Source organism: Faecalibacter sp. (assembly GCF_057177045.1).
Window position 1 is genome coordinate 1132719 of record NZ_CM169987.1, and the last position, 26027, is coordinate 1158745.

A 26027-nucleotide genomic window follows, 5' to 3' on the forward strand; every position below is an offset into this window, starting at 1 on the left:
CGTTTAAGTTTATTTATTTATCTGCAAATATAGTTGCTAAGTATGCAATCTTTTTGCATAGGTTAAATTTAATCTTCAATTGGAATTAATTCCAGCTGATCTATATGTTTAATGATTCTATCTTTTGTTGTAATTTTAATTGGAGCATCTTCTTTGTAATCACTCATAACCAAATATGGAGGGATTTTCAATTTAAATTTTTCATCATTCGAAATAAAAAATCCTGATCCATCTTGATATAAATTTGCAATTTTACCTTCTATCCAATTGGTCTTCGGCTGGTGTACTATTTTTTCAGGTTCGATAATATCTTCCCAAAAGGACTGATTAATTGCAGGATCTGGATTCGCCAGAGTATAATTTTTATACCACAGAAATAAATCACAAACCGTAAAAACCAATAGATGCAATAAATAAGAATTCGGTATCTCTTGTTGATACATTTGGAAATTCATATTTTCGGTAGCTTGTTGATTAGTCGTATGCGAACTAGCTGCAGCTATATGATTGACATTTTTAATGCTAAACGATAAAATCTGTGGAAAATGAGGCTTTTTACTCTTTATCTTAAGATGTTTCGTCTCTTGTCCCGATAGGAAATGAGTCGATTCCGATAAGTTTATTTTTCCTTTTTCATCGATGCATTTTTCATGTAAAATTTTCAAATCGTAAAGCCCACGATACACATATTCTACCATTTTACGAATAGTATTTAGATAAATACTGTTACTGGATTCATGCTTAAGATGAACAGCACATAGAATTTCTCGAAATACTGAAAGATCATCTGAGGTAAAATTCAATTCTTTTGCAATTTCTAAAACCTCTTTGTACTGAGATAAAACCGAAGTTTTTTCTATTTGATTAATTTCGATGACAATATCTTCTAACAATTCGTCTTCGTGTAGTGTTTTCGTATAAATAATTAATGCTTCACGTCCATACTTAATTTCTTTTTGATATAATCCAATTTCACGTAAAAATTCGGAAGTCGAATTTCTCGATGCTCCTGTATAGACAAACCAAGGAATCTGACGTTTTTTTGATAAATCTTTTAGAGTATTTAAGGAATGTTTTAATCCTATATTTGTGTACTCGTTATCTTCTTTATCCAAAAAACCTGTCGCATCCAATATAACGGCTTGTATATCGTGATTCACATCTTTTTTCAATACTTCCATACCATCTAAATGATAGCGTTCAAAAATTAGATCAATGGATTTATTGTAGGCCAATGAAGCAAAATCCTGAATGGATTCTGCCTCATAATTATCATCAATAAAAAGTACTTTATATCTCTTCATCTTCTTCTACGATTAGTAATGGAAAATTTAAATTTATTCGAAACGTAAAATCAATCGGATCATCTGTTTCAAAAACATCTATAGAAACTGTATTTCCATTTCTTTCCATTAATTGTTTGATCATATACCCACCTTTTCCTGTATTACCTGTTCGTCCTTGGAATCCACCATTGGCAAAATAATCTTCTGAAGATACAGGAATATAATTACCGTTATTTGAAATTTGAACCGTTAATTCTTGATCTCCCATCGATAAAAATTCAATACGGATAACAGAGAAATCCTTTTTGGGTGCACTTTCAAATCCATGTCGAAATATATTCTCGAAAATATTATTCATGACACGCGTTAAGTCGCCCACCGAACATTCGATCTTACATACCGGATCCTCAAATTTTTCTAAACCAATAAATTCAATATTTACAATTTCTCTGTCAATATACTGTTGATTTTTTTCAAAATCAAGCAGAAAGGAAATGATATTTATTTCTTCTTTCAAACCTATTGTTTCTGCATTTTGGTAAATTTCAGATAGTTTTCGCGTCAAATTTGATGCATTATGAAACAGATTATGAATGACCGAAGAAAGTGTTAAACCTCTACGCTCGTCAACGATTTGATGTCCAATATCTGGCAGTTGTTGCAACGCATTCATCAAGAGATGAGATTTATTTTTTATCGCTAACAATTCTGAATTGCGTAGATCGTGCAATTGCCATTGGATTTCATTGGTATGTTGCTGAATCAATAAATCAATTGTACTTTGCAAATTGGCCTCTTTGATTTGGTCTTTATCATGTTGTAATTTACTCGCTTGGTAAATTAATTGCTGTTCTTCAACATGAGGACTAATGATTTCAATCTGTAATTTGACAAAATCTTTATAATGGAATAATTTTGCTATCCCCTGTCGACCTGTAGCAAAAGCATCTAATTGTTCTACCAAGAATGGAGAAAATAATTGAAGCATCAGATACCCTTCATCAATTTGATCTGGTACTATTTCAAAAGCCAATATATTTCGATATAAAAAAACAGGATTTTCTTCCGAAGCATAAATAACAGAACATCTCAAACTCTCACCAGCAGACGCTATTAAAAGAGCTTTGTCAGAAATTTTTTGAAATCCAAGTTCATTTTCAGTACATATTTCTAAATCATCTCGATTGATTTTATAATTAAATGGTGAGGTTGAAAGATCTTTTATTTTAATCAACTTAAAACCTTTAGGATCTGCTTCAATACGAGGTAATCTTCTTAAAAACGAGGTAACAGGTACTAATTTTTTAGAGGTATGTTCCAATTCATGAATCATCCAATAATGTTTAAAATCTAAAACCAAACCTTCTGAACGAATTATTTCGTAACCAACAGCCAAAGAATAATTATCAATTTGTTTTTTGGATTTCCAAACTTCTACGATTTGATCAATAGATTCATCGGTGATTCGATTAATATATTGATCTTTTTCAAAAGAATGACTAGCATCTACAAAAAAAACTTGATCGTTTTCTTTTTTTGAGAGAATAAGTAGAACTGATTCATAGGAACCTTCATTGACAATTCTTAAAGGCAATTGAATCATCCCTTCAATTAAACCGTTATCCAGCAAATATTTAGTAAAACCTAATCGTTCTAAGATATTACTAATCAACTTAGGAACAAAATAAAACAGCGTACCACCTTCTTTTAATGCATCTAGACCATTCAAAATATAGGCAACATCACTAGATCTACCAATTATTCGCTCAGGTAAATCTCCCCATCTTTTTTGGATATACAATTTCTCTTCATCTGATAAATTTGTACGAAAAGATGGATGTGAAAGGACTACATCAAATGTATTTTGATATTCAGAATCTAGGATTAAAGAGTCGGTAATCACATGCTTTACTGCATATTTCAGATCTTCACGTCTTTGAATAATCGCCAACATCCTCGCATATTTCACTAATTTAGAATTCAATTCTTCTCCATAAATCGACAAATTTTCTGGATGTAGAGATTTTATTCCTAAGGCTAATTTTCCAATTCCACTACATGGATTATAAATCTTAATTGAAGAAGTACTAGTATGTGAAAGAGCAAGTAGGCGATTAATAATTTCCGAAATTTCTTTGGGTGTTGTGTATAAACCTTTTCGGTTATTTTCAATATAATAATCAATTACTTGCTCAAATAATATCGGATATTGATCTGTATACTCTACTTCATAAGCAAAGAATTTTTCAACCTGTTCATCAGTAATTTCAGATGCATCAACCCCATATTCTACAGCATCTATTACCTCAATAAGACTTGGATTGTGTTGAATCAATACATTTAATGAATTAATAAAATCTTCAACCGATCTAATTTTTTCATGCTTAAATGGAATATGAAAACCATAATCACAACTTGTTATAGAACGATAAAATAATGCTACGGCAACAAAATCAAAATGATTTCTAATCTCAGTAGAAAACACTTTAAGAAAATCTTTCTTCATAGGAAAAGTATTAGACTGTAAAAATAACACCAATGTATGCAATAGTTTTGCATAGTTGATTCAATTAATACTCTTTATTAAAATTTTTCAATAAAGCCTTATTCAACTTCCCTTCTACGATAAAATCACCATAATCCAAACTTCCATTTTTATCGCATTTTTCATTCGTTAATTGAAAAGTAGGCTCTGATTGTCCATAAGAAGTCAAATACGCGTTGATTTCATCAATCACCCATAGTACATGCAACTCCAGCAGACTGTATAATTTTTTTTCAGTAAATAAGTAATCCACTAAACCTAGAATAGAATAATACATATTTTCTTCCAATGCCTCCATTAAAAATTCAATAACCGCTTCTCGTGTTTGAGCTAATACGCGTTCATCAAATAAAACATCCAACATTTTATACTGTGAATCTTCGGTATAGATCAAATATTCGGTTTTATTGATGCCATCTTCTTGGATGAGCACGGCTTCTTGTAAATCTCCTTCTTCATTACGATTCAACGTAAAGCGCGAAATCGTAAGATTGCTATCAATTGCACGATACCCTTTCAAATCAATACCTAAAGATTGTATGTATGGTTCATTAAATCCTAAATCTTCAGAAACAACTGAAAAATCAGATGAATAATCGTCATGAATATCCAGTCCATCTATACCATTGAGCAACAAATGAACTTGCGATTCATCAATAATAGTTTGAAATTGACCTTCTATTGGACAGGGACGACCAAAAACAAATAAGCCATTTACTTTTTTTAAATAGAAGTTTTGTGTCATTTTATAAAATATAGTATTAACGTAAATATATTATTTATTTTATATATATTTCGAAAGAATAACATGAACATTATTAGTTTTAAAAATAAGAAATGAATTACCCTACTTTACAATTAAAACCAACTACGAAAATAGCATTGGAAGATAAAATTGATGATTTATTTGAGCAAATTTTTCAGTACATCGAAAATAATGAAGAGTACTTCAAGACTCAAATGAAAGATATCTATGTGCAAAATTGGGACAAAATCAAATCTACTGCTGAGTCAATATATATCACTTATGAGTTAAGAGATTTTGCTGCATACATTGAAATTGGGGCAACAAATCATCCAGAAGAATTATTTATAGTAATGCACGATGCACTTACTCAAACTACTCCATTTCAACTTTTTTATCAGTTAAAGCATTTAAAACATTTTGTTCCAATTGAAGGAAATTTATACAATGATATTATAAAGGAACTAGATCAGATGCAATCGGATCAAACCGTGATTGAGGGTAAAAACAAAACGTATGATTTAGAAAAGAAATTCATATTGTTGGGATATAACATTGTCCTTCGCGATGTAACGTTTACAAACGAAGAGGAATACATGGCTTATGAAGATCAACCCAATGATCCCTATGTGATCTTTAAAAACCAAAGAGATGAAATCGATGGTTACCACTATTTGGAGGGATATTATTTTTAGATTATAAATAAAAAGCGTCTATCCAGACGCTTTTCTTAATATTCTTCAAATATCCCGTATAAATCCAGCATCAATTCCTCATATTTCTCTTTTGGAATAAACAACTGAAATTCATCACATGCTTCGTATGTTTTTGCATAAGGATATTCAAAGAAGTAGGCATCTTGATTGTTTTTTGAATTAAAAACAATCCCAATGATATAACCATTCCCCTGATCATCCAAATGTAAATGATGATCTTCAATCCCTTCTTCAGCGTCCGATAAATCTAAAACCTGATGATACGCCTGCGATTCTTCATCCCACCATTTCGATACAAAAGCAGCAATTTCATTTTGATTTTTAGATACGAATTCTTTGACGAAAGGGAATAGATGCGCAATGACCTCATCTTCGAAATCCATATGCTTTAGTTCTTTGAAACAATACAACAAATAAGCTGTAAAATGAGGATTACCTTTCGCACGTTCTTGCTTTAAATAATGCTCAAACGAATCAAAATTTTCAAAGCGTTCTTCTTTTTTATTTTCTGGATGATAGTAATAACCATCTAATCCTATAAATTCTTCTCCGTTAATAATATAGGTTCTATTTTTTAATGAATTTTCCATAGGGATGAGGTATAAAATTTAAATTATAAAAGTTTGTTTAATGTCTTTCATTAAGTCTTCGTAATAAGCTTGCTCCACAAAGAGTTGATTATAAACTTTATTACCCGCGTAATGAGGAGGAAATTCGATGGTATAGGTCTGATCAACAAGAGGTATAATTGCTTTTGAATCGACTGTATAATCGACTTCAAAATAACGATCTAACGATGTAGCACTCAAATCAAACAGATGGATTAAATCTTTATTGTTGGGATTTACCCATTTTTCGACAACCACTTTAAGTTGCTCATCGTTCTGATGAATAAATTGAACGATTGTAGGACAACATTCATCCATAAAATATTCATCCGCTAATACTCTATCTTCATCCTCACCCTCAAAATAATCATACAGCAATCGTAAAAATTGAATTTGTAATGGAATTAAATGTTCAATTGCTTTTCCATTTAAATAATCTTCAAAATCATTTTGAATGGATTCAATTCCATTTTCATCATAGGCAAAATAATAGCTCTCTCCTAGGGCAATAACAGGAGTATGATTAATCAGTAAAGGTTGTGGTATAATTTCTTTCATAGGAGTGAAATAAGTAATTCGTGTGCGAAAGTATGGGATAAGTATGCAATTTATTTTCACGGATGAAAATTGAGATGCTAGAAGTTAGAACAAAAGTAAATTTTTCGATTTTCACTATTCACTATTCACTTTTCAATTTCCACTATTCACTTTTCTTTTTTCACTTTCCATCTCAAACGTTAGGCGTTAAGCGTTATGCGTTAAGCAAAATTCGTAATTCATAATTCGTATTTCGTAATTTCTAATTCCTAATTCTTAATCCATCATTCCTAATTCTCTTTCTCCTTAACGATAAAACGCCACATAATCTTGAAGAAATACGTTTACTTGACGGATAAAATCATCGAATTTTTCAGCTGGAATATAAATTTGTTCCAAAGTATCTTGATTCCCTTCAAACGTTTCTGGAAATTCTACGGCGTATTCGTGATAACCATCGATAATGATTCCATAGTGTATCATATTCTCATCATATACTTCCTCCACGTGACATTCCACTTCCTCCCAAGTAGCATCAACTCCATTGAAATATCCATTTTTACGAGACCAATTTGCAACCAATCGATACACATCGCGACGATTAATATGCATGTATCGAGCTAATCGCATCCCAACAGTATCCGCTAATTGTTCCAACCCTTCCACTGGTACATCTTTATAGGTAATGGGTACAATGGGTTCATCCCAATCATCAGCATCTCCTTCAAGATCAGGTAATTCAATCCATCCATTCCCTACCAAAAAATCACAAGCACTTAAACTTCTAAAAAAAGAGGATAAATGATTCTTTTCTAAGAGAAATGCTAATGTTTGTTCTGCCGAATCAAATTTCAATTGTTCAAAAAAGGTAGGAGTATCATCATACGGATAATTTCCCAATGCGATAAATGGTTCGTCGTCGATAAAGACTTCACGCGTCTTTTTAAAGTGTTCAATTGTTTTCATATTAACGGATTAATTCATGTAAATCAAATAATAATTCATGGTACTTTGATTCTTCAATAAATAATTGAAGAAAATGATATTCCCCTTTATAGTCAATTGGAAAATTTAAATCATAAGACTCTACCTCATTCATGACGGAAATGGATTTTAATTTTCCATTGGAATAGTATTCTTCATCCTCAAAACCTTCTGTCGTATACGTTAAATCCAACATATGATGAAATTCTCTTCGGTCTACATCTAACCACTTTTGAATAAAATTATGAATGTATTGTTGCTTTTCTTCTATCCAATACCCAAGATGTAGACAATGATATGCTTCGAAAAAATCTAAATTCAAGTTCTCCAATATTTCATCAAAACAAACCAATCCAAGAAAGGAGATTAAAATATCCGTGACCTCATCTGGTGCAAATTCACCATTCATAACAATCCCTTCCAATTCATTAAAAAAGCCAATTCTTTCCTCCTCTTCTATAATATCAAAAGTCGTCACACCCAACCCAATATAGGGTTCAGAAGCAATATAAATTCTTTGTTGTTCTAAATTTTCCATCGTTCAATCGTTTCCGCTAAAGTAAGGCTCAACTGTGCAATTAATTTTCACGGATAAAAATGGAGGAGTTAGAAGTTAGAAGTTAGAAGTTAGAAGTTAGAAGAAAAGTAAATTTTTCGTTTTTCACTATTCACTTTTCACTTTTCTTTTTTCACTTTCCATCTCAAACGTTAGGCATAAGGCGTTAAGCAAAATTCGTATTTCGTAATTCGTAATTCTTTTTACATTGTACATTTTACATCTTACATTTTACAATTCATCATTCCTAATTCCTTAGGTCTTACGTCCAACTTCAAAACTTAACCACATAAACACTTAAAAACCGTTAAGCGTTATGCGTTATGCGTTATGCGTTATGCGTTATGCGTTAAGCAAAATTCGTAATTCGTAATTCGTAATTCGTAATTCTTTTTACATTTTACAACGACATCATCCCCAAAGTTCCGGTAGACTTCATAGGAACAGTCCCTGAAGATTTATAGTGGAAAAAGTCCAATAAATCACTTCCTTCTAAAAGAACCGTACGATTGCCCTGTCTTTGATAGAATTTTTTCTGAAGAGGTATGGGTTGATCAAAAGGTTTGATTGAAATTTCCAAATACTCCCGTTGGTTTACCTGGTGGAATTTAAAATCCAAATACAACGTACTGATCATTTTGGGAAAAGTATAATCTATTGATCGTAAAATATCGCTTAAATATTGATCTTTTGAACGACGAATACCATGAAATTGAAAGTCTTTTTCCAATCCGATAATATCGCCTTTATCATTCACCCCTATATATAATTGACCTCCTTCATACGAATTTAAGAATCCATTAATCGTACGCATAATCACATCCGCTTGCTTCTCCTCCGAAGCCGAGTAATAAAACGATGATTTAAATTCTTGGGATTTACTTTCCATTCCCAGATTGGTAACAGGAGCTATTTTCATTACAGATTGACGTTCTTTTAATCGTAAATTCAACGCCAAATCATCCCCATCGAATTGAAGCATTTGTTCTTGTATCAACTGTTTTAAATAGCCCTCGTGAGGATGTGCAGGATCTAGCTTCTGAATCAAATTATGAGCTTCTATTAATTTTTTCAAAGCAAATAAGGGGGAGTCTGGTGCATGTTGCCCCGGCAATTGAGTAACTTCTGAATCCAAATAGGATAAAAGTTCATGGGCCGTCAACTCCTCATTTTTGTCCAAAGTTGATGGCTGAACATCATGCTGGAAAGAAGCTTTTAAAGCTTCTAATTTCCCCACAAATTCAAAAGATTTCCCAATTTTTAAATAGCTTGTAATAGTCGCCAATAAAAAATAATTCACAATCAATTCATGGACATCGTCCAAATAACGCAAACGGGCTTGCATCACATGAAATAGGGTGAAACAAGTTGTATGAATACGTTGATCCATTGGCCTCTCCAATTCCTCTTCTGTTGATACCCCCTCTTCAACCAACACATCAGCAGCCATTAAATACGAGCGATAAGCCGAACGAGCATCAATCGCTAAATCTTCCCCAATTTGATGGATCGATTCTGCTGAAACTTCAAAAAAATGATACGGAGCATTGTACTTAATCAACGTCATTTCATAATAACTTTGAACAGTAAATGCATGAGGCGTATTCGTAAAATGAACAACCGGATAACCTTCTTTTGTAACAAAAAACAAACGGTTCTCATATTGACGTACCAATACCGCTGTGGTTTTGATCGGTTGAACCAGAACTTTTTCTGCAAACGCATTCAATAATGGCTCTGGAGTGATATGAACTTTTTGGCCTTTAATATGATCAATCTTAAAACGAATAACATCTGAAGGTTGAAGATAATCATTCACCCGTTCAAAAACACGAGAACCATGCAGCACACTATAGTGTAGCAAAGATTCAAATCGAACCTCTTCCTCCTCTACCCGTAAAAAACAATGACTATTGGCAAAGTTTGATTTAACTTTCCCCTCATAAAACAAATCACGAGGTATATCATGGAAAGGAGTATCCTGCTGAACAGGTTCATTATGCTTATAATAAATGATATCTAAAACTTGATGGATCAAATCTGTGGTATCGGCAGAGAGATTGATGGGTGCAATTTCTGGATATGATACCACATGTAACCCATGATAATTGATTAAGGAATTTTCAACCTGATGGAAATTTCGGTGCATTAAATTTTTGGGTACAACATACAACTGCTGATCCGCTGCATATACTTTCCCTGCATTAGACCACTGGTAGGAAGCATGCATCGGTTCCGATAACGACAAACGAATATCATCCACCGTCAAATCAAACACAGACGAATGATTATCCGGGACCAAATAACATTGGCGAATCAACATGTCCATTGCACAATCCAAATAAACTTTCTCATCGTGATACAAATGGAAAAAACGCAACAACCGTACACTTTGATGCACACGCGCATTCACCGTTAGCGTCGGATAGGAAATCTTTAATAAAACATAGGCGGCATGAATAGCCGTTTGGATGGACGCATTGCCTTTCCAATGATGATCCTCATCCATGCTGTCTTTTAAAAGACTTGAAAATTCTTTTAAAATTTTTCCTAATGATAATTGTATCGACCATAAATCACTTTCGGAAAATAATTTCTTCTTGAAACCAATTTCGATGCACGTTAAAATCATTTCATTGTTCATCGAAAAATATCCATAACTTGAACATTGCAACATCGATTTCAATTGATGGACTTGTCTTACAGACAAATATCCACTAAGCCCCAATTGGGAATGAATTTTTTCCAAATAAGGGATCGCCTCTCCAGCGATAAAAAGGGCGATGGCTTCTTGCATTCCACGCACTTGTTCTAATTTACGTTCAGCTTTCGAGATAATATTTTGCTGCTTAAATGGAGAAAATACGGTTAAATAATCTGATCCTCCCAATACCCACTCTTCTAAACGGATAAGGAGCTGAATTCGTGTTTGAGCTTCCTCAATTTCTTCTTTCGAAAGCATGCGATGAATTTCTAAATCCAAATAATTGATAAAAGAAAACACCCAAATATTTTCCTTTAATTCGTGTTGTTCTAAATAATTGAATTCAAGGCGTTGGTTGGCCAAATAGTCTTGAATTTGGTTTTCTTGATGGTAAAAGTGGGACATCACCGCTTCTGGCATTCCAATACTTGCAAATACATCCTTCACATCATATGATTTTTCAGACCAATCCGTCAACTGAGAACGCAACTCCAAATAACCTTCATTTATCATGCGAATCACATATAATTCCACGGTATCTCCAATCTTCGTTTGATCGAAGGCAATCGGAAAATGAACATCACAATCCGGTTGATAGAAATGAATAAAGCCATAGTGATCTTTCAAAACCCAACGCATAAGTCCTGAATTTTCATCCACTTTCTTTTCCATCAATAAAAAAGGATAGGCCTTTTTGACTTCGTAACTGTGCTGAATAATATAGGATTTGATTAAATTCAAATATGATTTTCCCTTTTTAGTCTTATATACGACTGGAACTTCTGTACCTACTGCTACCGCTGGAAAACCTTCTGGAAGTGCAACTTCAAAATCTTGATTCTGATAACGAACCAAAAGATAGTGATTTCCATTTTTTTTCGTAAAAACAGAATGCACAGGCAAATGATAAATGTGCTCTTTTTCAAAAACAGAATAGTCAATGGCCTTCACCAAATGATCCATAGCGAACAATAATCGATTTTGATCCAAGTCCAAATCATTTACTTTTAGTGTAAATTCCGTTTGAAAAGGATCTTCTTTAATGGCTAAAGGTGCACCTAACATCAAATGATGATTGGACGTGATCACAAGTGCTTTTTCCTGCTCACGCACCAACTCAAACGTATAGGTATGGTTGGCCTGGTAATAATTTAATATACTGATTTGAAATTGGGGCTCACCATCCCAACGCATCCCTTGATGATACAAGATAATTTCTTCATTTTCGGCAACTGGCAGGACAAAACAACGGTGTTTCGTATGCTGAGAACGATGTTCGATCATCGAATAATTTTCATGATGCGATAGGACAATGTACGTTTGATGTAAATGATGCTGATTCATATGATTTGTTTTAAAGTGGAATACAAACATATGGTTCAAGTGTGCAATATTTTTGCAGAGGAATAAAATAACTGTAAAACAGTAAATCCTTCTTGGAAAGAAAATATCCCTAACATCTTCTACATCCAACGGAAATAGGGCCTTCCATCCCTAATTATTTTATCGTACCACCAATCGATTAAAAGGTATATGTGGAGAAGATTGGGTTGAAAAATACAAATAACGTTCATTGTTTTTCCAACCAAAGGCCTCCAAATTTTGTTTCATATGTTTGTAATAGCCCGAAAATTCTTCCATAATTTTTATCACTTCCATAAATTGTATATCACCATACTCTTCATCCGTCGTTAAAAAATGGGGTTCCATGCGAAAATCATTGGAAGCAATGGCCCGATGTCCATCAAATAATTTAAATCCCTTATCACACGTAATGGTATAATAATTCGTAATTAATTTACGCGAATGATTCAAATAGTTTGGAACCATCAACTCAATTTCAATGGGATAATCCCGTAAGGAAGAAATAACATCGACCAAACGTTCAAAAATGGTTTTATAATAGTTTGCCGAATAATACAGATGATATTCAGCATCCAATACGCCTCGTTTGGTGGCGATTAAAAGGTGAAAAGGAACTGCACATGTTCTCGGGAGAAGTTGATCAAATAATTCCTTAAGGTTATTTTCTACAAGCGCATCTAACGTTTGATCTGTTGTAGATTCCACTTGTTTATCCAAATGAAAAAGATAGGGATCGATCATTAACGCTGAATTAATCGTGGATATACGATTACGCAATAAGGCTTCCCAACCTTTGGATGATTTGACAATAACTTCTTCATTTTTGATGAATTTCTTGAAATACTTTCGAATCTTATACGGATTCATCGGCAATTCTTCGCTGGCCACACCTAATGTTCCTGTGGAAGAAATGGGCGATAATTCTTCTCCGGGCAATAAAATCGTAGTATAAGGATACACCGTTGTGGTTTCCAATTGATTCACAACAGCATCTTTTGTATGGGGTAACTTTCCACCATTCGCCATCGTATATTGAAACAAGGCGCTGTCTACATTTAGGAGATCTTCCTTAATTTCCGCCAATGGTTCGTCTAATTCCACCTCCACCAGTTGGGTATTTTGAATCATCTCCATCCAACCATCCATAGCAGTAGATTGCTTTACCAAAGTTTCAAAAATAGGTTTCGAAAGTTTAATCTTATGCTTCATTGGAATTGTTCAATTGTCGTTTAATTAAAGCTAAGGTGTGATGAGAGGCTTCATCAAAGAACCCCTTCCCGAAATTTTTGTTCATCACTCCCATTTCATTCATTTGGATGGCATAAGGCGATTGATCTGATGGTTGTGGAAAATAATAAATCGAAAATAAAGATGAATTTACCTCTTCTGTCGCAATCAACACTTGGATACGTCGAATGATATACTCGGAATGCGTTTCTAAAATCAATTGAAATGAAAAAGTATCGGGACGATTAGTGATTCGCTGTAAAGTATGGTACGTATCCACAAATAAATCCGCTAATTTGGATTGAAGCGAAGGATGCAAATTTAATTCAGGTTCTTCCAAAAGTAGAGTGGCTCCCCCCTTATTTTGTTTGATGATTAGCCCCATTTGGAATAATATTTTCATCAATTGGATTTGTCCTGAACCAAGCTCATGAAGGGATAATCCCTCATTTCCTATACGAACCAAGTATGAATCATGATACACCAATTCAATACTAAACCCATCCCCAATGCCAAAACGAGAGGGTCCCATCCATTGGGTAATGAATGCATGGGCTGCTGCTGTCGTATCGCTTTCCGTAGATGCATAGCGATGAACAAGCTGGGCCAAATCATCTCCACGATCACTAATCTTTAGCAATCGACTATACTTTCTGAAATTTAAGGGCAAATAATGCAACGATAAATCAACCAACGTCTGTGCCAGCCCTAACCCATGAAAATAATGATTCATACGATAATGAGCAATTACGGCATCCTGATTCACCTCCATTTGATTTTCCAAATAACTATTAAACTGATATTCGAACGTATAATCCGAATTCCATTTGTTGGTGTAAGCAAAATAATTCATAAAATACTTGAAACTCCCAATAATCTCGTTATCAAATCGATGGGCAATTCCACGATGATTAGAATCGTACACATATTCATGCAACGGTTGATCATTGAAAAAAGCGTTGTCCAAAAATGATGCATTTTTATGGATCGACATCATTGGCATTTCTTCTGATAATCGTTCAAAATTCCTTTCGACTGAATCTTCTGCATTTCTTGAATTAAAAAAACGTAGTAATTTTTTCAACTGAGCCTTTGGAGATTTCGTCTTTTGGTTCAACCGATGTTCAAGATCCTCCATCACCTCATCTTCATAAGCATCATTCGACCAAAAGGTAATTTTTATTTGCTTATCATACCCTGTTTTTTGAGCAAGTTCATCGTTTTGAAAAAATTCATACTTCACTTGTTCGTGCGGATTATCGATTTTTAAGTAGGCGACTTTGGCAAAACCAGGCAATGGATGCGCGGTTAAGTGCAATTCATATTCGACCTCATGGATATCCAATTCAATTTTGACCAGTTCATTCCCAGCATCCTGTTTACAGCACAAATCTTCAAACGATTGCACATATAAAGATTGAAACAATTCATGGGAAAAATCAATTTCAAATAATTTATTCGCTTTTAAATAAGCATATAACAACAAATAGGCTTTTACCATCGTCGATTTCCCCGAACCATTCGTTCCGACAAAACAATTAATGGCTTTTAAATCAATCCATGGCGAATTTTTGTACTTTCTAAAATTTGAGACTCTCATTCCACCACGTTAAATGCATTGTATTTTTCCATAAGATCAGTGGAAGATGTTTTTAGCGTTTCCGCCAAATGTTGAGGTTCAAGCACCACCACATCTGATCCAAAACTTTGAAGCAAACTGATCAACTCACGATTAATACGCAAGGTAATTTGAACCACATTTTGATGCACATTCTGCGTCATATGAAGGGGTTTCGTCTTAACATAAGGCAATCGTTGGGGTGTAAATTGAAGTCGAATTTTTTCGATCGGCGTATCGGGTAATGTTACTCCAATAATGGTATTGAAATACGTTGTAAAATCAAGTTCCGTCGGAATATAACGAGAAGATGAATCACGGATAATGGAGTGAATACGATCCAAAGGAAGGTTCTGTAATTTGGAGATAGCATGATTCCATCCAAATAAAAACCAACGGTTATTGTATTGTTTTAAATGATAAGGAGAAATCGTCAAGCAGTGGACTTCATCCGAATAAAACGTTTGATATTCTATCGTTAATACATTCTCATCAGTAATATGTTGAAATAAAGGTTGTAAAAATTCAATTCCTTTCAAATCTTTCACTTCAGAAAACGATATAATTTTCTTTTTATTGGCATTCATATCCAAACTCGAACGTAATTCTGTTACAATGGAACCCATAGTCTCAAATCCCTTTACTTGTTTAAATTGCTCCAAGTATTCAATGGCTTCATAAACCGCTTTTTTCTGTTGTTGATCAATGGGCGAATGAACAATGGAAAACGTAGGATCTTTATAAAAATAGATCATTTCACGTCCAAATGTTACTTTTTCTTTCACCAACGGTGCAGCATATCCATTCTCTGACTTTAAAAATTTGATATCATCATAAATTGTACGTCGACTCACATGGATATCACAACTTTCAAGATAACTCAAAATACCTTCGACGTGGTTATTTTCACTCTTTTTCTGAAATAAATTATCCAACAATTTTAAGCGTTGAAATGAATTTTTATTATTCGCCATCTCTATTCATATATACCGTAAAGGTAATTATTTTATCCCTCCCTCCCGAAATAGATTAAAAATTTCTAGAAGTTAGAAGTTAGAAGTTAGAAGTTAGAAGTTAGAACAAAAGTAAATTTTTCGTTTTTCACTATTCACTTTTCTTTTTTCACTTTTCACTTTCCATCTCAAACGTTAGGCGTATGGCGTATGGCGTATGGCGTATGGCGTATGGCGTATGGCGTATGGCGTATGGCAAAAATCGTAATTCGTAATTCGTAATTCGTATTTCGTAATTCTTTTTACATTTTACAATTCATCATTCATCATTCATCATTCATCATTCCTAATTCCTAATTCCTTAATTCCTAATTCCTAATTCATCATTCCTAATTCCCTTAAGTCTTAAACCTAAAGCAAAAAGAGCCGCCAACAACTGAATGTTCGCAGCTCTCATGTAAGTAAATTGGTGTTATATACGTGTGAATCCACATATACCTCTTAAAGATATTAAATGTTAAAAAAACAATAATACTTTTTGTAATAATATTTTTAAATATTTATTCAAATCTAAACTCATTCTAATTTGAACTGATGATAACCGTTCTTAAGTGAAGGGAAACTCCATAAAAAAAGGAGCTTATACAAGCTCCTTTTTTTATTTATATGCGATGTAATTATTTTAAATCAAATCGATCGGCATTCATAACTTTGTTCCATGCTTTAACGAAATCATTGACAAATTTTTCGTTGGCATCTGCAGAAGCATACACTTCCGCAATAGAACGTAATTCAGAGTTCGATCCGAAAACTAAGTCGTTGCGAGTCCCTGTGTATTTCGCCGCTCCTGTTTTACGACAAGATCCTAAATATGTTTCTTTCGAATGATCCATGGCTTTCCATTCAGTCGACATATCCAATAAATTCACAAAGAAATCATTGGTTAATTGTCCTGGACGATCCGTGAAAATTCCATGGTTTGATCCATTGTAATTGATATTAATCGCACGTAAACCACCAAATAATACCACTAATTCTGGTACATTTAATGTTAATAATTGCGCTTTATCAATTAATAATTCCTCTGTTGAAACAGCCATATTAGTGTATTTACGATAGTTTCTGAAACCATCTGCTACCGGCTCTAACCATTGGATTGATTCAATATCCGTTTGATCTTGCGAAGCGTCTGCACGACCAGGTGTAAATGGAACTGTCATATCATAACCAGCATCTTTAGCAGCTTTCTCGATCCCTGCTGCACCTCCTAAAACAATTAAATCTGCAATAGAAACTTTTTTACCAAAAGAGGCTTGTAAGCCTTCGTAAGCCTTTAAAACTTTAGCCAATTGAACTGGATTATTCACTTCCCAGTTTTTCATTGGTTCTAAACGGATACGCGCCCCATTCGCTCCTCCACGCTTATCTGAACCACGGAACGTTGAAGCAGAAGCCCATGCAGTACCCACCAATTCAGAAACCGATAAACCTAAGCCTAAAATTTGTTGTTTTAAGGTTGCGATATCATCTTCATTGATTAATTCATAATCCACTGCTGGAATCGGATCTTGCCATACAAATTCTTCTTGTGGTACGTCTGGTCCTAAGTAACGGCTACGTGGTCCCATATCACGGTGTGTTAATTTGAACCAAGCTTTACGGAAAGCATCTTCAAATTCAGCTGGATTTTCCAAGAAACGACGCCCAATTTTTTCATATTCTGGATCAAAACGTAAAGCTAAATCCGACGTTAACATGGTTGGACGTAATTTTTTATTTGGATCGTGTGCATGAGGAATAATTTCTCCCACATCTTTCGCTACCCATTGGTGAGCGCCAGCAGGTGATTGAGTTAATTCCCACTCGAATCCAAATAAGTACGATAAGAATAAGTTCGACCATTCCGTTGGTTTCGATGTCCAAGTTACTTCTAAACCTGATGTAATGGTATCTCCCCCTTTACCCGTACCAAAGGTATTGTGCCATCCTAACCCTTGAGCTTCTAATCCTGCTGCTTCTGGATCCTCTCCTACATGATCTGCGGGTCCTGCACCATGCGTTTTCCCGAAGGTATGTCCACCAGCGATTAATGCCAATGTTTCTTCATCATTCATGGCCATACGTCCAAACGTATCACGGATATCCTTAGCTGAAGCAATTGGATCAGGATTTCCATCTGGTCCTTCTGGATTCACATAGATTAATCCCATTTGTACCGCTGCCAATGGATTATCCAAATCACGTGTACGGTGTTTTTCACTGTTGCTATCTTCCGCAATGATTGCATCATCACCTTCCACTCCCGATGATCCACCACTTCCGTAACGTACGTCACCTGCTAACCATGTTTTTTCAGAACCCCAATACACATCTTGATTTGGTTCCCAAACATCAGCACGTCCTCCAGCAAATCCTAAAGTTTTGAATCCCATAGATTCTAATGCGACATTTCCTGTTAAGATCATTAAATCTGCCCACGAAATTTTACGTCCGTATTTTTGTTTGATCGGCCATAACAAACGACGCGCTTTATCCAATGACACATTATCTGGCCATGAATTTAATGGTGCAAAGCGCTGTTGTCCTTCTCCAGCACCACCACGACCATCTTGTACACGGTATGTTCCTGCAGAGTGCCAAGCCATACGAATAAATAATGGTCCATAGTGTCCGAAATCAGCCGGCCACCAATCCTGAGAATCCGTCATTAACGCATGTAAGTCTGCTTTTAAAGCTTCTAAATCGAGTGTTTTAAATTCTTCTGCATAATCAAAATCCGCTCCCATTGGATTGGTTTTTGTATCATGTTGTTTTAGAATATTTAAGTTCAATTGGTTAGGCCACCAATCTTTATTCTGTGTTCCACGTCCAGCTGCACTGTTCGGTTGTCCTTGTTGCATGCTCCCATTATGAAATGGGCATTTAGAGATGTCTCCTCCGTGATTTTCCATATTGAATTGTTTATGTATTGATTTATGAATGATTTAAAGATAGGATGAAATCATTGATTTTAAAAATTCTTTTCCTCTATTGACGAATTAGAAATTTTGATGAACTTTTAACATCAGTGTGAAAAAATGTTATAAATTATGGTTGACCCTTATTTTTTTTCCGATATTAGATATATATCATTACTTTTGGTCGACAAACTCAACTAAAAGTTAAGAATAATGGTTATCATAAACAATTTCGAGGAATACAAAGCATTTGAAGGTAAACCGATTGGAGTTTCAGATTGGCACAAAATTGATCAAGATCAAATCAATAAATTTGCTGAAGCGACATTGGATCACCAATGGATTCATGTGAATGAGGAAAAAGCACAAAACGAAGGACCGTTTAAATCAACGATTGCACACGGTTATTTAACATTGTCATTAATCCCTTATTTATGGAAACAAATTGCTGAGGTTCATAATGTAAAAATGGAAATTAATTATGGGATTGAAAATATCAAATTTGGTCAACCAGTTTTAGTCGATAATGAAGTGCGTTTAAATGCTAAATTAAAATCCATTTCGAATCTTAGAGGAATTATCAAAGTGGTTATTTCTGCTGATTTAGAAATCAAAGGAGAAAAGAAATCGGCCTATACAGGAGATGTGGTTTTCTTGTACCACTTTGCCTAACAAAAACAGAACAACTCAAAATATACAAAAAAAGGACGATGAGGAATTCATCGTCCTTTTTTAAATACACAATATAAGAAAATTTAAAAAAGCGAATTCAATTATTGGGGCATTGAACTCGCTCTACGTTTGTAAAAATAACACTTGAATTTCAAATACACTAATAAATCAAATGTGCTATATAAAGTTTAAGTTGGTTAGGCTTATTAATATGATACAAATAAACGACAATTTGTACTGATTTTAGAGGACGATTTATAAAACCCATATTTCAGTTAATAAAACAATTAAAATTTATTCTTCTAGGCGTAATATAATTTCAACTAATTAATTATAAGCGTTTAAAATCATTTTTAATCTACTTTAATTCGTATAAACCCATAATAAAACGGGTTGATTTACATTTTTTAAATAACCATCTAACGTCTCCATTGCTTGATTGGAAACTGCGGGACATCCCCATCCTTCCGGTGTACCTGTGGGATAGACTTCATTATCCGAAACCCTTTCCCAAGAATGCAGCACAATTACTCGTTTTAAGGCATTGGAATTCTGTTCTTCTAATCCATGCAACAAATATTTCACATGAATTCCCCAGTTGCTCCATCCCCGCTCTCCAATCGCATATTTCCCTAGAGAAGACAAATGACTACCATCTTCGTTACTAAAGGAAGGACTTTCCTTAGAAGCTGTTCCACTCCAAGGGTGAGATCCCGCACCATGACTTACGAGGAAAGATTCCACGACTTGATTTTGTTGAAAATCCCATACAAAAAAACGCTTACGTCCCGAATGTAGACTGAAGTCAATCAATATACAAAAATCGGTATTCATCCCTTGGGCTTGAACAAAGCGATAAGCTTCTTGGGCCTTTTCCGTTATTAACGGTAGAGGGGATTGTTGTTCTTCCCCATCGGACATTTTATTTTCTTGGCAAGACCATAGGAGAAATAAACAACCTATGATTAATCGTAACATTCGTTTTTTGTTCATGGATTAAATTTAATAACTTTATCCTTTATTGTTTAATTTAAATAGATTTAATGGCATGGATTCCCAAAATCATTCTATTTTTATGGGACTAATGCCATGCACGCATGAAAACCACCACATTAACACCCCTTTTTAGTATCAGTTTGTGGTATTGCCTTTTGGCATGCCAACCGAGCCCCCCTTTCAAATCAGTTTCGGAGGAGAATCAGAATTCTCGAAATGTGACATGGATGGACTATGATGATACAGAAATGAATGATGCCATAGCCCAAGCAAAAGTTCAATTTTCCATCTTTGAAAACTACATAGAATCCCCACAAAACAGAATATTTGCAGTTAAAATTGGGATTCTATATCCGGGCGGAAAAGAACATCTTTGGATTACGGATGTTGTTAAAGAAAACGGTCAATTGTCAGGTCGAGTCGACAATCAACCTCTCTATATAACAGAAGTTCAACAGCATGACCTCATTGAAATCCCGATCGATCTTATTACCGATTGGATGGTGATTGAAAACCAATACTTATTAGCAGGAGGATATACATTGAAATTAATGCGTCAACGCCTTTCAGAAGAAGAACAAAAAATATTTGATGCTGAAACGCAATTAAAATGGGACTCTATTCCATAAAAAAAGACTCTCCTTTTGAAAGTCTTTCTTTATACCTGATTTCTAAAATAATTAAGGAATGGATTCCCACCATACCTTTACATCAATACGATCGCCTCCCATCGCTTCCACAGCTTGTTGATAATGGATCGGATTTAAATTTTGGGCAGAAGTAGGATACAGCAAACGGTTGGGAACTTGCTGCTGATTCAACATCGTGCTTGTTTTAGGCAATACAGGATATCCTGTTCGTCGGTATTCGTACCATTGCTGAAAATCCGTAAAAAATAAGGCATAATATTTCTGAGTCATCAGTTGTTCCAAGGTCCCATTGAATGCTACACTTTCTTGCAACAGATAATCTTCTGTAGGTTCAGTTCCAGTCCACAAAGCAATAGCTGCCTTTATTCCATTGGTATAATGCAAATCTGCATTTGAAAAGTAACCTTTTAAAGCCATTTCAGCTTTAATAAACTCCACTTCAGCATAAGACATTAAGACCATTTTCATGGGTTCCTCTACAAAAGTGGTATTGGGACGCGAGGGTGTAAAGTTAAATTGAGCACTATTGCCATCATAAGCCGCTGGAATGCCTTGATAGCCTAACAATTGACCATCATTGGAACTCGCTTGGGTCACAAAGAAAGGCAAGCGAGGATCATTCATAGCATTTAGCCCATCCACAAAAAAAGAAGCGAATGCGCGATTATCACGATAATCTTGTTCGCGTTGCCATGGCGAAAGATTAGGTGCTATACCTGTTACCTGCAAAACAGCTGCATCTTCATTGGATGTAAACACAGGATATGTTGCTTCATCGTTTAAAATACGCTGCATTTGTTCCCACGAATTAAAATCAGGTTGATTGGACACCCGCAATAATAAACGAAGGTGAAGGGAATTCGTTAATTTTCGCCATTTTGTAAGGTCGCCATGGAATAAAATATCTGCCCCATATTTCATCCCCAAACTGTTTTGATATAAATGATTGGCATATTCTAAGTCCTCAAAAATTTGGGCATAAATCTCTTTTTGACGATCAAATTTTGGCGTAAAATTTCCAGATTCTCCCTGAGCCGCTTCCGAAAAGGGAACATCCCCAAACATATCTGTTAAATTGGACATCATCCACGCCCTTAATGTCAAAGCAATGGCCTCATAGTTCACATCTCCTTTTTCACGACTCACCTTTAGCATTTCTTCGAGATTAATCAATTGGGTATATGTCGTGGTCCATGTTGAGTTTCCAGTCCCTTGGGTAATATCATAACGATGTACTCCTAATGCATTGCTGGGATAAGGAATATGCACTTGCATCAATTGGGCCGTAATATCATAATTTTTAGCCGTATTATTGCTGAGCATCGTATAAATAACTGGATTTAAAACTGCTCCAGAAGTGATTTCTGAAATTAAATTAGGGTTGATGTTGGTTTCTTCAAATTGGTCGGTACAAGATGTTATGCCTAAGGTCATGCAAATTGCAGTTATGCATGTGATTGTATATTTTTTCATTGTTGTGATGTGAATTAAGATTAGAACGATGCTTTTAGGGTTAAACCATAAGTAGCTGTCGATGGTATTTGCCCCATTTCTACTCCTGGAACATATGAATTTCCATTCAGTGCAGCAGTTTCAGGATCATACATTGGGAAATCACTGATGATCCATAAATCTCGTCCAAACGCCGTTAATGATACATGGGATAATCCTGTTTTTTGAATTAATTTTTGTGGAAAATCATACGTTAAACTAATTTCTCTTAATTTCAGATAGGAAGCATCAAAGGAATTGGATTCTACATTCGCACGACGATAATAATCCCCATAATAAGTGGCTAAATCCACTTCCTTCGTATTTGGTGAATAAGTACCATCCGCATGCTGAATGACGCCATCCCCTACAATAAATCCATCCTTTCGACCTGGCAATGAATCTTTCAATTTCCCTTGTTCCATCAACTTATGATACGATTGAGAATAAACAATTCCACCATATTGACCATCGAAAGTCAAACTGAAACGTAAATGTTTATATCGAAACGTATTCGTTAATCCCGCTCTCCAATCAGGTGTTGCATCTCCCACATATTCAATTTCTGTTGGTCGAACGGGCAATCCTGTATGGGGATCATATATAATTTGACCTTGTTCGTTACGGACAAAAGTATACCCATATAATGCGGTTGACGATTGTCCAGGTACGGCAATCATCGAAACAGTTCCAGCTGTAGCAATGATTTGTTGATTTCCTTCTACTCCATCGGCTAATGAAATCACTTTATTCTCATTGGTAGACCAGGTCCAGTTCATGTCCCATTTAAAATCACCAGATTTGATCGGTGTTAGATTTGCAGCGATTTCTATCCCTCGGTTTTGAATTTCTCCTCCATTGATGTAACGGTAATTGTATCCCGAAGTAGGATCAATAGGAACCCGTAGAATTTGATGGTCTGTATTTTGTTGATACACCGTAAAATCTAATCCTAAACGTTTTTTGAACATTTGGAATTCAATTCCTGTTTCCCAAGATGTGACCATTTCTGGTTTTAGATTTAAATTATATAATGTATTCGCGACTTCATTCGACGATGGAAAAACTGAATTATCGTAATATTTATTCGTACGATATGGATCCGTATCATTACCAACTTGAGCAAATGCTGCACGATATTTAATGTAATCGAATGGCCCCTTTATCTTCAAGAGATCCGATAAAATAAAACTGGTGGTTACCGAAGGGTAAAAGAATGAATTATTCCCTGCCGGCAACGTCGAAGACCAATCGTTACGACCGGTAATGTCAACGAAAATTTGATTCTTCCATCCGAAAGATACCATTCCATATAAGGAGTTCACTTTTTTATTCGAATCTCCTGTCACTGATCGCACAGGCGTTAGAGAATTGGTCAATTTATAAATCCCAGGTGCACTCAATTGATCTGCAATGGCCGTCATGCTCGTATATTCATAATTTAAGCGATTCCCCCCGAAATTTGCATCTAGGGTAAAATCTCCGAATCGATCCGAATAGTTCAATAAGAAATCGATATTGGATTCCATTTTTGTAATATCTTGGCGTCTGTAACTTCCTTGTGGAGACCGATTCAGATCAAATGGACGTTTTTGTTCACGGAATTGGGTAAAGGTATTTAAGGCACCCCTCAACATAAAATTGAACTTATTGGATAATTTAAAATCAGCCTTTACATGACCTACAATTTGCGAACTGCGCATTGGGTTCACAGCCTCATAAGCGATGACATAGGGATTATCGATATAAGAACTGAATGGCCGAATCATTTGTACACCATCAAATCCTTGTTTCCATCGTGGCTTATACCAATCCAAACTGATATTCGGCGAATGCATAATCATAAAATAGGCGATCGATCCATTGTTATATCCTGTACTCGGTAAATTGTCGGATGTTTTTCGGGTATAATTAACAACGGATGAAACGGTAATATGGTCCGATAATTTATAATTTCCATTCAAGGATGCCGTATAATTCTCGTATCCGGTATTGGGCATAATCCATGTATTTTTCAAATGACCAAGAGACGCCCTAAAGCTTCCTTGTGGTCCGCCTCCCGATAAGGTTACCGAATGATGATGTGTAAATCCTGTATTCCAAAAGCCACGATGTGTATTTTTATAAGGAATCCAAGGCGTTCGTTCTAATCCGCGTCCTTCCCGTGTGGGATCATATTGATAGAAAAGTTGGCCGTCGAAACGTGGGCCAAATGCAGAAGATGTGCTTGAAGTATTGGGTCCATCTTCTGTAGCACCATAGGAGTAATATGGATTTCCATGGGCATCCAATTGCTTCCCTGTTCCTTGTCCATATTCGTATTGGTAATCGGGCCAATGATTGACCACATCGATGGAAGTCGTGGATTTGATTTCTACCCCTAAACGATTTTTACTGTTCCCAGATTTGGTAGTAATGATTAATGCCCCATTGGCTGCTCGTGAACCATATAATGCCGCAGCAGCTGGTCCTTTCAGTACCGTTACACTTTCGATGTCATTCTGATTAATTTCGGATAAGGCATTTCCAAAATCAACGGGAGAATCGTTCCCCATATAAGCCGTATCATTGCCCGAAGAAGTCATTTCTGTACTCATCGGCACACCATCAATCACAATTAAAGCATAGTTTTTATTCTGATCAAGGGAATTATTTCCTCTTAATTTAATTCCTTGTGAGTTGATCGGCCCAGAAGAAGCTGATGTAATTTGTAAACCCGCTACTTTTCCTTTTAAACCGGATGACCAGTTCTGAGCTTCTGCTGTCGCCAATTCATCTGATCCAATGGTTTGTTGAGAAAATCCTAATTTTCGTTCCTCTCGTTTAATCCCTAAGGCAGTAACCACTACTTCTGATAGTTGGTTAACTTCCGGAGATTTCAATTGAATCTCTATTCTTCCATTGGCTGGTACTTGTATTTCGACAGCATCATGTTCCAACGAGGTCACGAGAATTTTAGCATCCGGGACATGAATCCCAAAATCAAAAAATCCTTCCGGATCCGTATAGGTGACATAATCCGTCCCTAAAATCGTTATTTCGGCATCGGCGACGCCCAAACCGTCAGCGTCTGTAATTCGACCTTTTATAGGTCCTTGCTCATTTAGGTCTAAGGTTTCATAAGTGATGGAATGATTGGTATAAGCTTGTACGGTGGACATGGTCATTAAACTACAAGCGATAACCATGGGAAGGTGTCTTTTTTTCATACGTAGAGTACTTAATAAGTTGCTTTGTCTGTGTATTGTTAAGTTGTCACAAAGCTATTGGTCTTACACCTGAAGGAGATTAAGCGAATTTTAAGCGTTTTTAAAGAAATGGTTAAATCCTAAGAAATAGGCTGAAGGAATTAACGTTTTCTTCATGTTATTAAAACAATAATGAGCCTTAAGAACACTTAAGACTCATCAAACAAAC

The 26027-nt window shown here is 35.2% G+C and carries 18 protein-coding genes; 3 read left to right on the plus strand and 15 right to left on the minus strand.

Features of this window, described 5'->3' with window-relative positions:
• Nucleotides 1-68 precede the first annotated feature (68 nt).
• The 3 genes from AC1QSP_RS05110 to AC1QSP_RS05120 all read right to left on the minus strand — a co-directional run bounded on the left by AC1QSP_RS05110 (nucleotide 69) and on the right by AC1QSP_RS05120 (nucleotide 4576).
• Nucleotides 69-1304: a hypothetical protein gene (locus tag AC1QSP_RS05110; protein ID WP_484080076.1), complete on the minus strand. Its 1236-nt coding sequence runs from the start codon at nucleotides 1302-1304 to the stop codon at nucleotides 69-71.
• Nucleotides 1291-3792 carry an N-6 DNA methylase gene (locus AC1QSP_RS05115; protein WP_484080077.1) on the minus strand — a complete coding sequence of 834 codons (2502 nt, stop codon included), beginning with the start codon at nucleotides 3790-3792 and terminating at the stop codon, nucleotides 1291-1293. Before AC1QSP_RS05115 ends, AC1QSP_RS05110 begins: the two co-directional genes overlap by 14 nt.
• A gap of 64 nt (nucleotides 3793-3856) precedes the next feature.
• Nucleotides 3857-4576 (minus strand): hypothetical protein, encoded by a 720-nt coding sequence (locus AC1QSP_RS05120; protein WP_484080078.1) that lies wholly within the window; start codon nucleotides 4574-4576, stop codon nucleotides 3857-3859.
• A gap of 92 nt (nucleotides 4577-4668) precedes the next feature.
• On the opposite strand from AC1QSP_RS05120, the gene AC1QSP_RS05125 reads away from it, so the two are divergent.
• Nucleotides 4669-5271 carry a hypothetical protein gene (locus tag AC1QSP_RS05125; RefSeq protein WP_484080079.1) on the plus strand — a complete coding sequence of 201 codons (603 nt, stop codon included), beginning with the start codon at nucleotides 4669-4671 and terminating at the stop codon, nucleotides 5269-5271.
• Nucleotides 5272-5306: 35 nt separating this feature from the next.
• Here the strand turns inward: AC1QSP_RS05125 and AC1QSP_RS05130 are convergent, their stop codons facing one another.
• From AC1QSP_RS05130 to katG, 9 genes are all read right to left on the minus strand, one after another.
• A complete protein-coding gene (locus AC1QSP_RS05130; RefSeq protein ID WP_484080080.1) occupies nucleotides 5307-5882 on the minus strand; it encodes a hypothetical protein in 576 nt (191 codons plus the stop codon).
• A gap of 18 nt (nucleotides 5883-5900) precedes the next feature.
• A complete protein-coding gene (locus AC1QSP_RS05135; protein ID WP_484080081.1) occupies nucleotides 5901-6458 on the minus strand; it encodes a hypothetical protein in 558 nt (185 codons plus the stop codon).
• 285 nt (nucleotides 6459-6743) lie between these two features.
• On the minus strand, nucleotides 6744-7403 hold the full coding sequence (locus AC1QSP_RS05140) for a hypothetical protein (RefSeq protein WP_484080082.1): 660 nt from the start codon (nucleotides 7401-7403) through the stop codon (nucleotides 6744-6746).
• Between the two features lies 1 nt (nucleotide 7404).
• On the minus strand, nucleotides 7405-7959 hold the full coding sequence (locus AC1QSP_RS05145; RefSeq protein WP_484080083.1) for a hypothetical protein: 555 nt from the start codon (nucleotides 7957-7959) through the stop codon (nucleotides 7405-7407).
• Nucleotides 7960-8377: 418 nt separating this feature from the next.
• Nucleotides 8378-12025 (minus strand): AlbA family DNA-binding domain-containing protein, encoded by a 3648-nt coding sequence (locus AC1QSP_RS05150; protein ID WP_484080084.1) that lies wholly within the window; start codon nucleotides 12023-12025, stop codon nucleotides 8378-8380.
• Between the two features lie 159 nt (nucleotides 12026-12184).
• Nucleotides 12185-13255, minus strand: a complete 1071-nt coding sequence (locus tag AC1QSP_RS05155; protein WP_484080085.1) for a hypothetical protein — start codon at nucleotides 13253-13255, stop codon at nucleotides 12185-12187.
• Complete coding sequence (locus AC1QSP_RS05160; RefSeq protein WP_484080086.1) at nucleotides 13245-14873, minus strand: AAA family ATPase; 1629 nt, start codon at nucleotides 14871-14873, stop codon at nucleotides 13245-13247. Before AC1QSP_RS05160 ends, AC1QSP_RS05155 begins: the two co-directional genes overlap by 11 nt.
• Nucleotides 14870-15865 (minus strand): helix-turn-helix transcriptional regulator, encoded by a 996-nt coding sequence (locus tag AC1QSP_RS05165; protein ID WP_484080087.1) that lies wholly within the window; start codon nucleotides 15863-15865, stop codon nucleotides 14870-14872. The genes AC1QSP_RS05160 and AC1QSP_RS05165 overlap by 4 nt, the downstream gene beginning before the upstream one ends.
• Before the next feature lie 656 nt (nucleotides 15866-16521).
• Nucleotides 16522-18795: a catalase/peroxidase HPI gene (gene katG, locus AC1QSP_RS05170; RefSeq protein ID WP_484080088.1), complete on the minus strand. Its 2274-nt coding sequence runs from the start codon at nucleotides 18793-18795 to the stop codon at nucleotides 16522-16524.
• Between the two features lie 219 nt (nucleotides 18796-19014).
• On the opposite strand from katG, the gene AC1QSP_RS05175 reads away from it, so the two are divergent.
• Entirely contained in the window at nucleotides 19015-19473 is a 459-nt protein-coding gene (locus AC1QSP_RS05175; RefSeq protein WP_484080089.1) for a MaoC family dehydratase, read from the plus strand.
• Between the two features lie 363 nt (nucleotides 19474-19836).
• On the opposite strand, the gene AC1QSP_RS05180 is transcribed toward AC1QSP_RS05175, so the two are convergent.
• Nucleotides 19837-20466, minus strand: coding sequence for a murein L,D-transpeptidase catalytic domain-containing protein (locus AC1QSP_RS05180; protein ID WP_484080090.1), 630 nt, complete (start codon nucleotides 20464-20466; stop codon nucleotides 19837-19839).
• Between the two features lie 230 nt (nucleotides 20467-20696).
• On the opposite strand from AC1QSP_RS05180, the gene AC1QSP_RS05185 reads away from it, so the two are divergent.
• Nucleotides 20697-21098, plus strand: a complete 402-nt coding sequence (locus AC1QSP_RS05185; RefSeq protein ID WP_484080091.1) for a DUF2314 domain-containing protein — start codon at nucleotides 20697-20699, stop codon at nucleotides 21096-21098.
• 51 nt (nucleotides 21099-21149) lie between these two features.
• On the opposite strand, the gene AC1QSP_RS05190 is transcribed toward AC1QSP_RS05185, so the two are convergent.
• Nucleotides 21150-22592 carry a SusD/RagB family nutrient-binding outer membrane lipoprotein gene (locus AC1QSP_RS05190; protein ID WP_484080092.1) on the minus strand — a complete coding sequence of 481 codons (1443 nt, stop codon included), beginning with the start codon at nucleotides 22590-22592 and terminating at the stop codon, nucleotides 21150-21152.
• A 20-nt stretch (nucleotides 22593-22612) separates the two neighbouring features.
• Nucleotides 22613-25819: a SusC/RagA family TonB-linked outer membrane protein gene (locus AC1QSP_RS05195; protein WP_484080093.1), complete on the minus strand. Its 3207-nt coding sequence runs from the start codon at nucleotides 25817-25819 to the stop codon at nucleotides 22613-22615.
• Nucleotides 25820-26027: the final 208 nt, after the last annotated feature.

Bases quoted from the DNA above. Each gene is read 5' to 3' on its own strand.
- AC1QSP_RS05160 (WP_484080086.1), bottom strand. From the start codon at position 14,873: ATGAGAGTCTCAAATTTTAGAAAGTACAAAAATTCGCCATGGATTGAT.
- AC1QSP_RS05125 (WP_484080079.1), top strand. From the start codon at position 4,669: ATGAATTACCCTACTTTACAATTAAAACCAACTACGAAAATAGCATTG.
- AC1QSP_RS05115 (WP_484080077.1), bottom strand. From the start codon at position 3,792: ATGAAGAAAGATTTTCTTAAAGTGTTTTCTACTGAGATTAGAAATCAT.
- AC1QSP_RS05155 (WP_484080085.1), bottom strand. From the start codon at position 13,255: ATGAAGCATAAGATTAAACTTTCGAAACCTATTTTTGAAACTTTGGTA.
- AC1QSP_RS05135 (WP_484080081.1), bottom strand. From the start codon at position 6,458: ATGAAAGAAATTATACCACAACCTTTACTGATTAATCATACTCCTGTT.
- AC1QSP_RS05165 (WP_484080087.1), bottom strand. From the start codon at position 15,865: ATGGCGAATAATAAAAATTCATTTCAACGCTTAAAATTGTTGGATAAT.
- AC1QSP_RS05180 (WP_484080090.1), bottom strand. From the start codon at position 20,466: ATGAACAAAAAACGAATGTTACGATTAATCATAGGTTGTTTATTTCTC.
- AC1QSP_RS05195 (WP_484080093.1), bottom strand. From the start codon at position 25,819: ATGAAAAAAAGACACCTTCCCATGGTTATCGCTTGTAGTTTAATGACC.
- AC1QSP_RS05175 (WP_484080089.1), top strand. From the start codon at position 19,015: ATGGTTATCATAAACAATTTCGAGGAATACAAAGCATTTGAAGGTAAA.
- AC1QSP_RS05145 (WP_484080083.1), bottom strand. From the start codon at position 7,959: ATGGAAAATTTAGAACAACAAAGAATTTATATTGCTTCTGAACCCTAT.
- AC1QSP_RS05120 (WP_484080078.1), bottom strand. From the start codon at position 4,576: ATGACACAAAACTTCTATTTAAAAAAAGTAAATGGCTTATTTGTTTTT.
- AC1QSP_RS05110 (WP_484080076.1), bottom strand. From the start codon at position 1,304: ATGAAGAGATATAAAGTACTTTTTATTGATGATAATTATGAGGCAGAA.
- AC1QSP_RS05190 (WP_484080092.1), bottom strand. From the start codon at position 22,592: ATGAAAAAATATACAATCACATGCATAACTGCAATTTGCATGACCTTA.
- AC1QSP_RS05130 (WP_484080080.1), bottom strand. From the start codon at position 5,882: ATGGAAAATTCATTAAAAAATAGAACCTATATTATTAACGGAGAAGAA.
- AC1QSP_RS05150 (WP_484080084.1), bottom strand. From the start codon at position 12,025: ATGAATCAGCATCATTTACATCAAACGTACATTGTCCTATCGCATCAT.
- katG (WP_484080088.1), bottom strand. From the start codon at position 18,795: ATGGAAAATCACGGAGGAGACATCTCTAAATGCCCATTTCATAATGGG.
- AC1QSP_RS05185 (WP_484080091.1), top strand. From the start codon at position 20,697: ATGGACTATGATGATACAGAAATGAATGATGCCATAGCCCAAGCAAAA.
- AC1QSP_RS05140 (WP_484080082.1), bottom strand. From the start codon at position 7,403: ATGAAAACAATTGAACACTTTAAAAAGACGCGTGAAGTCTTTATCGAC.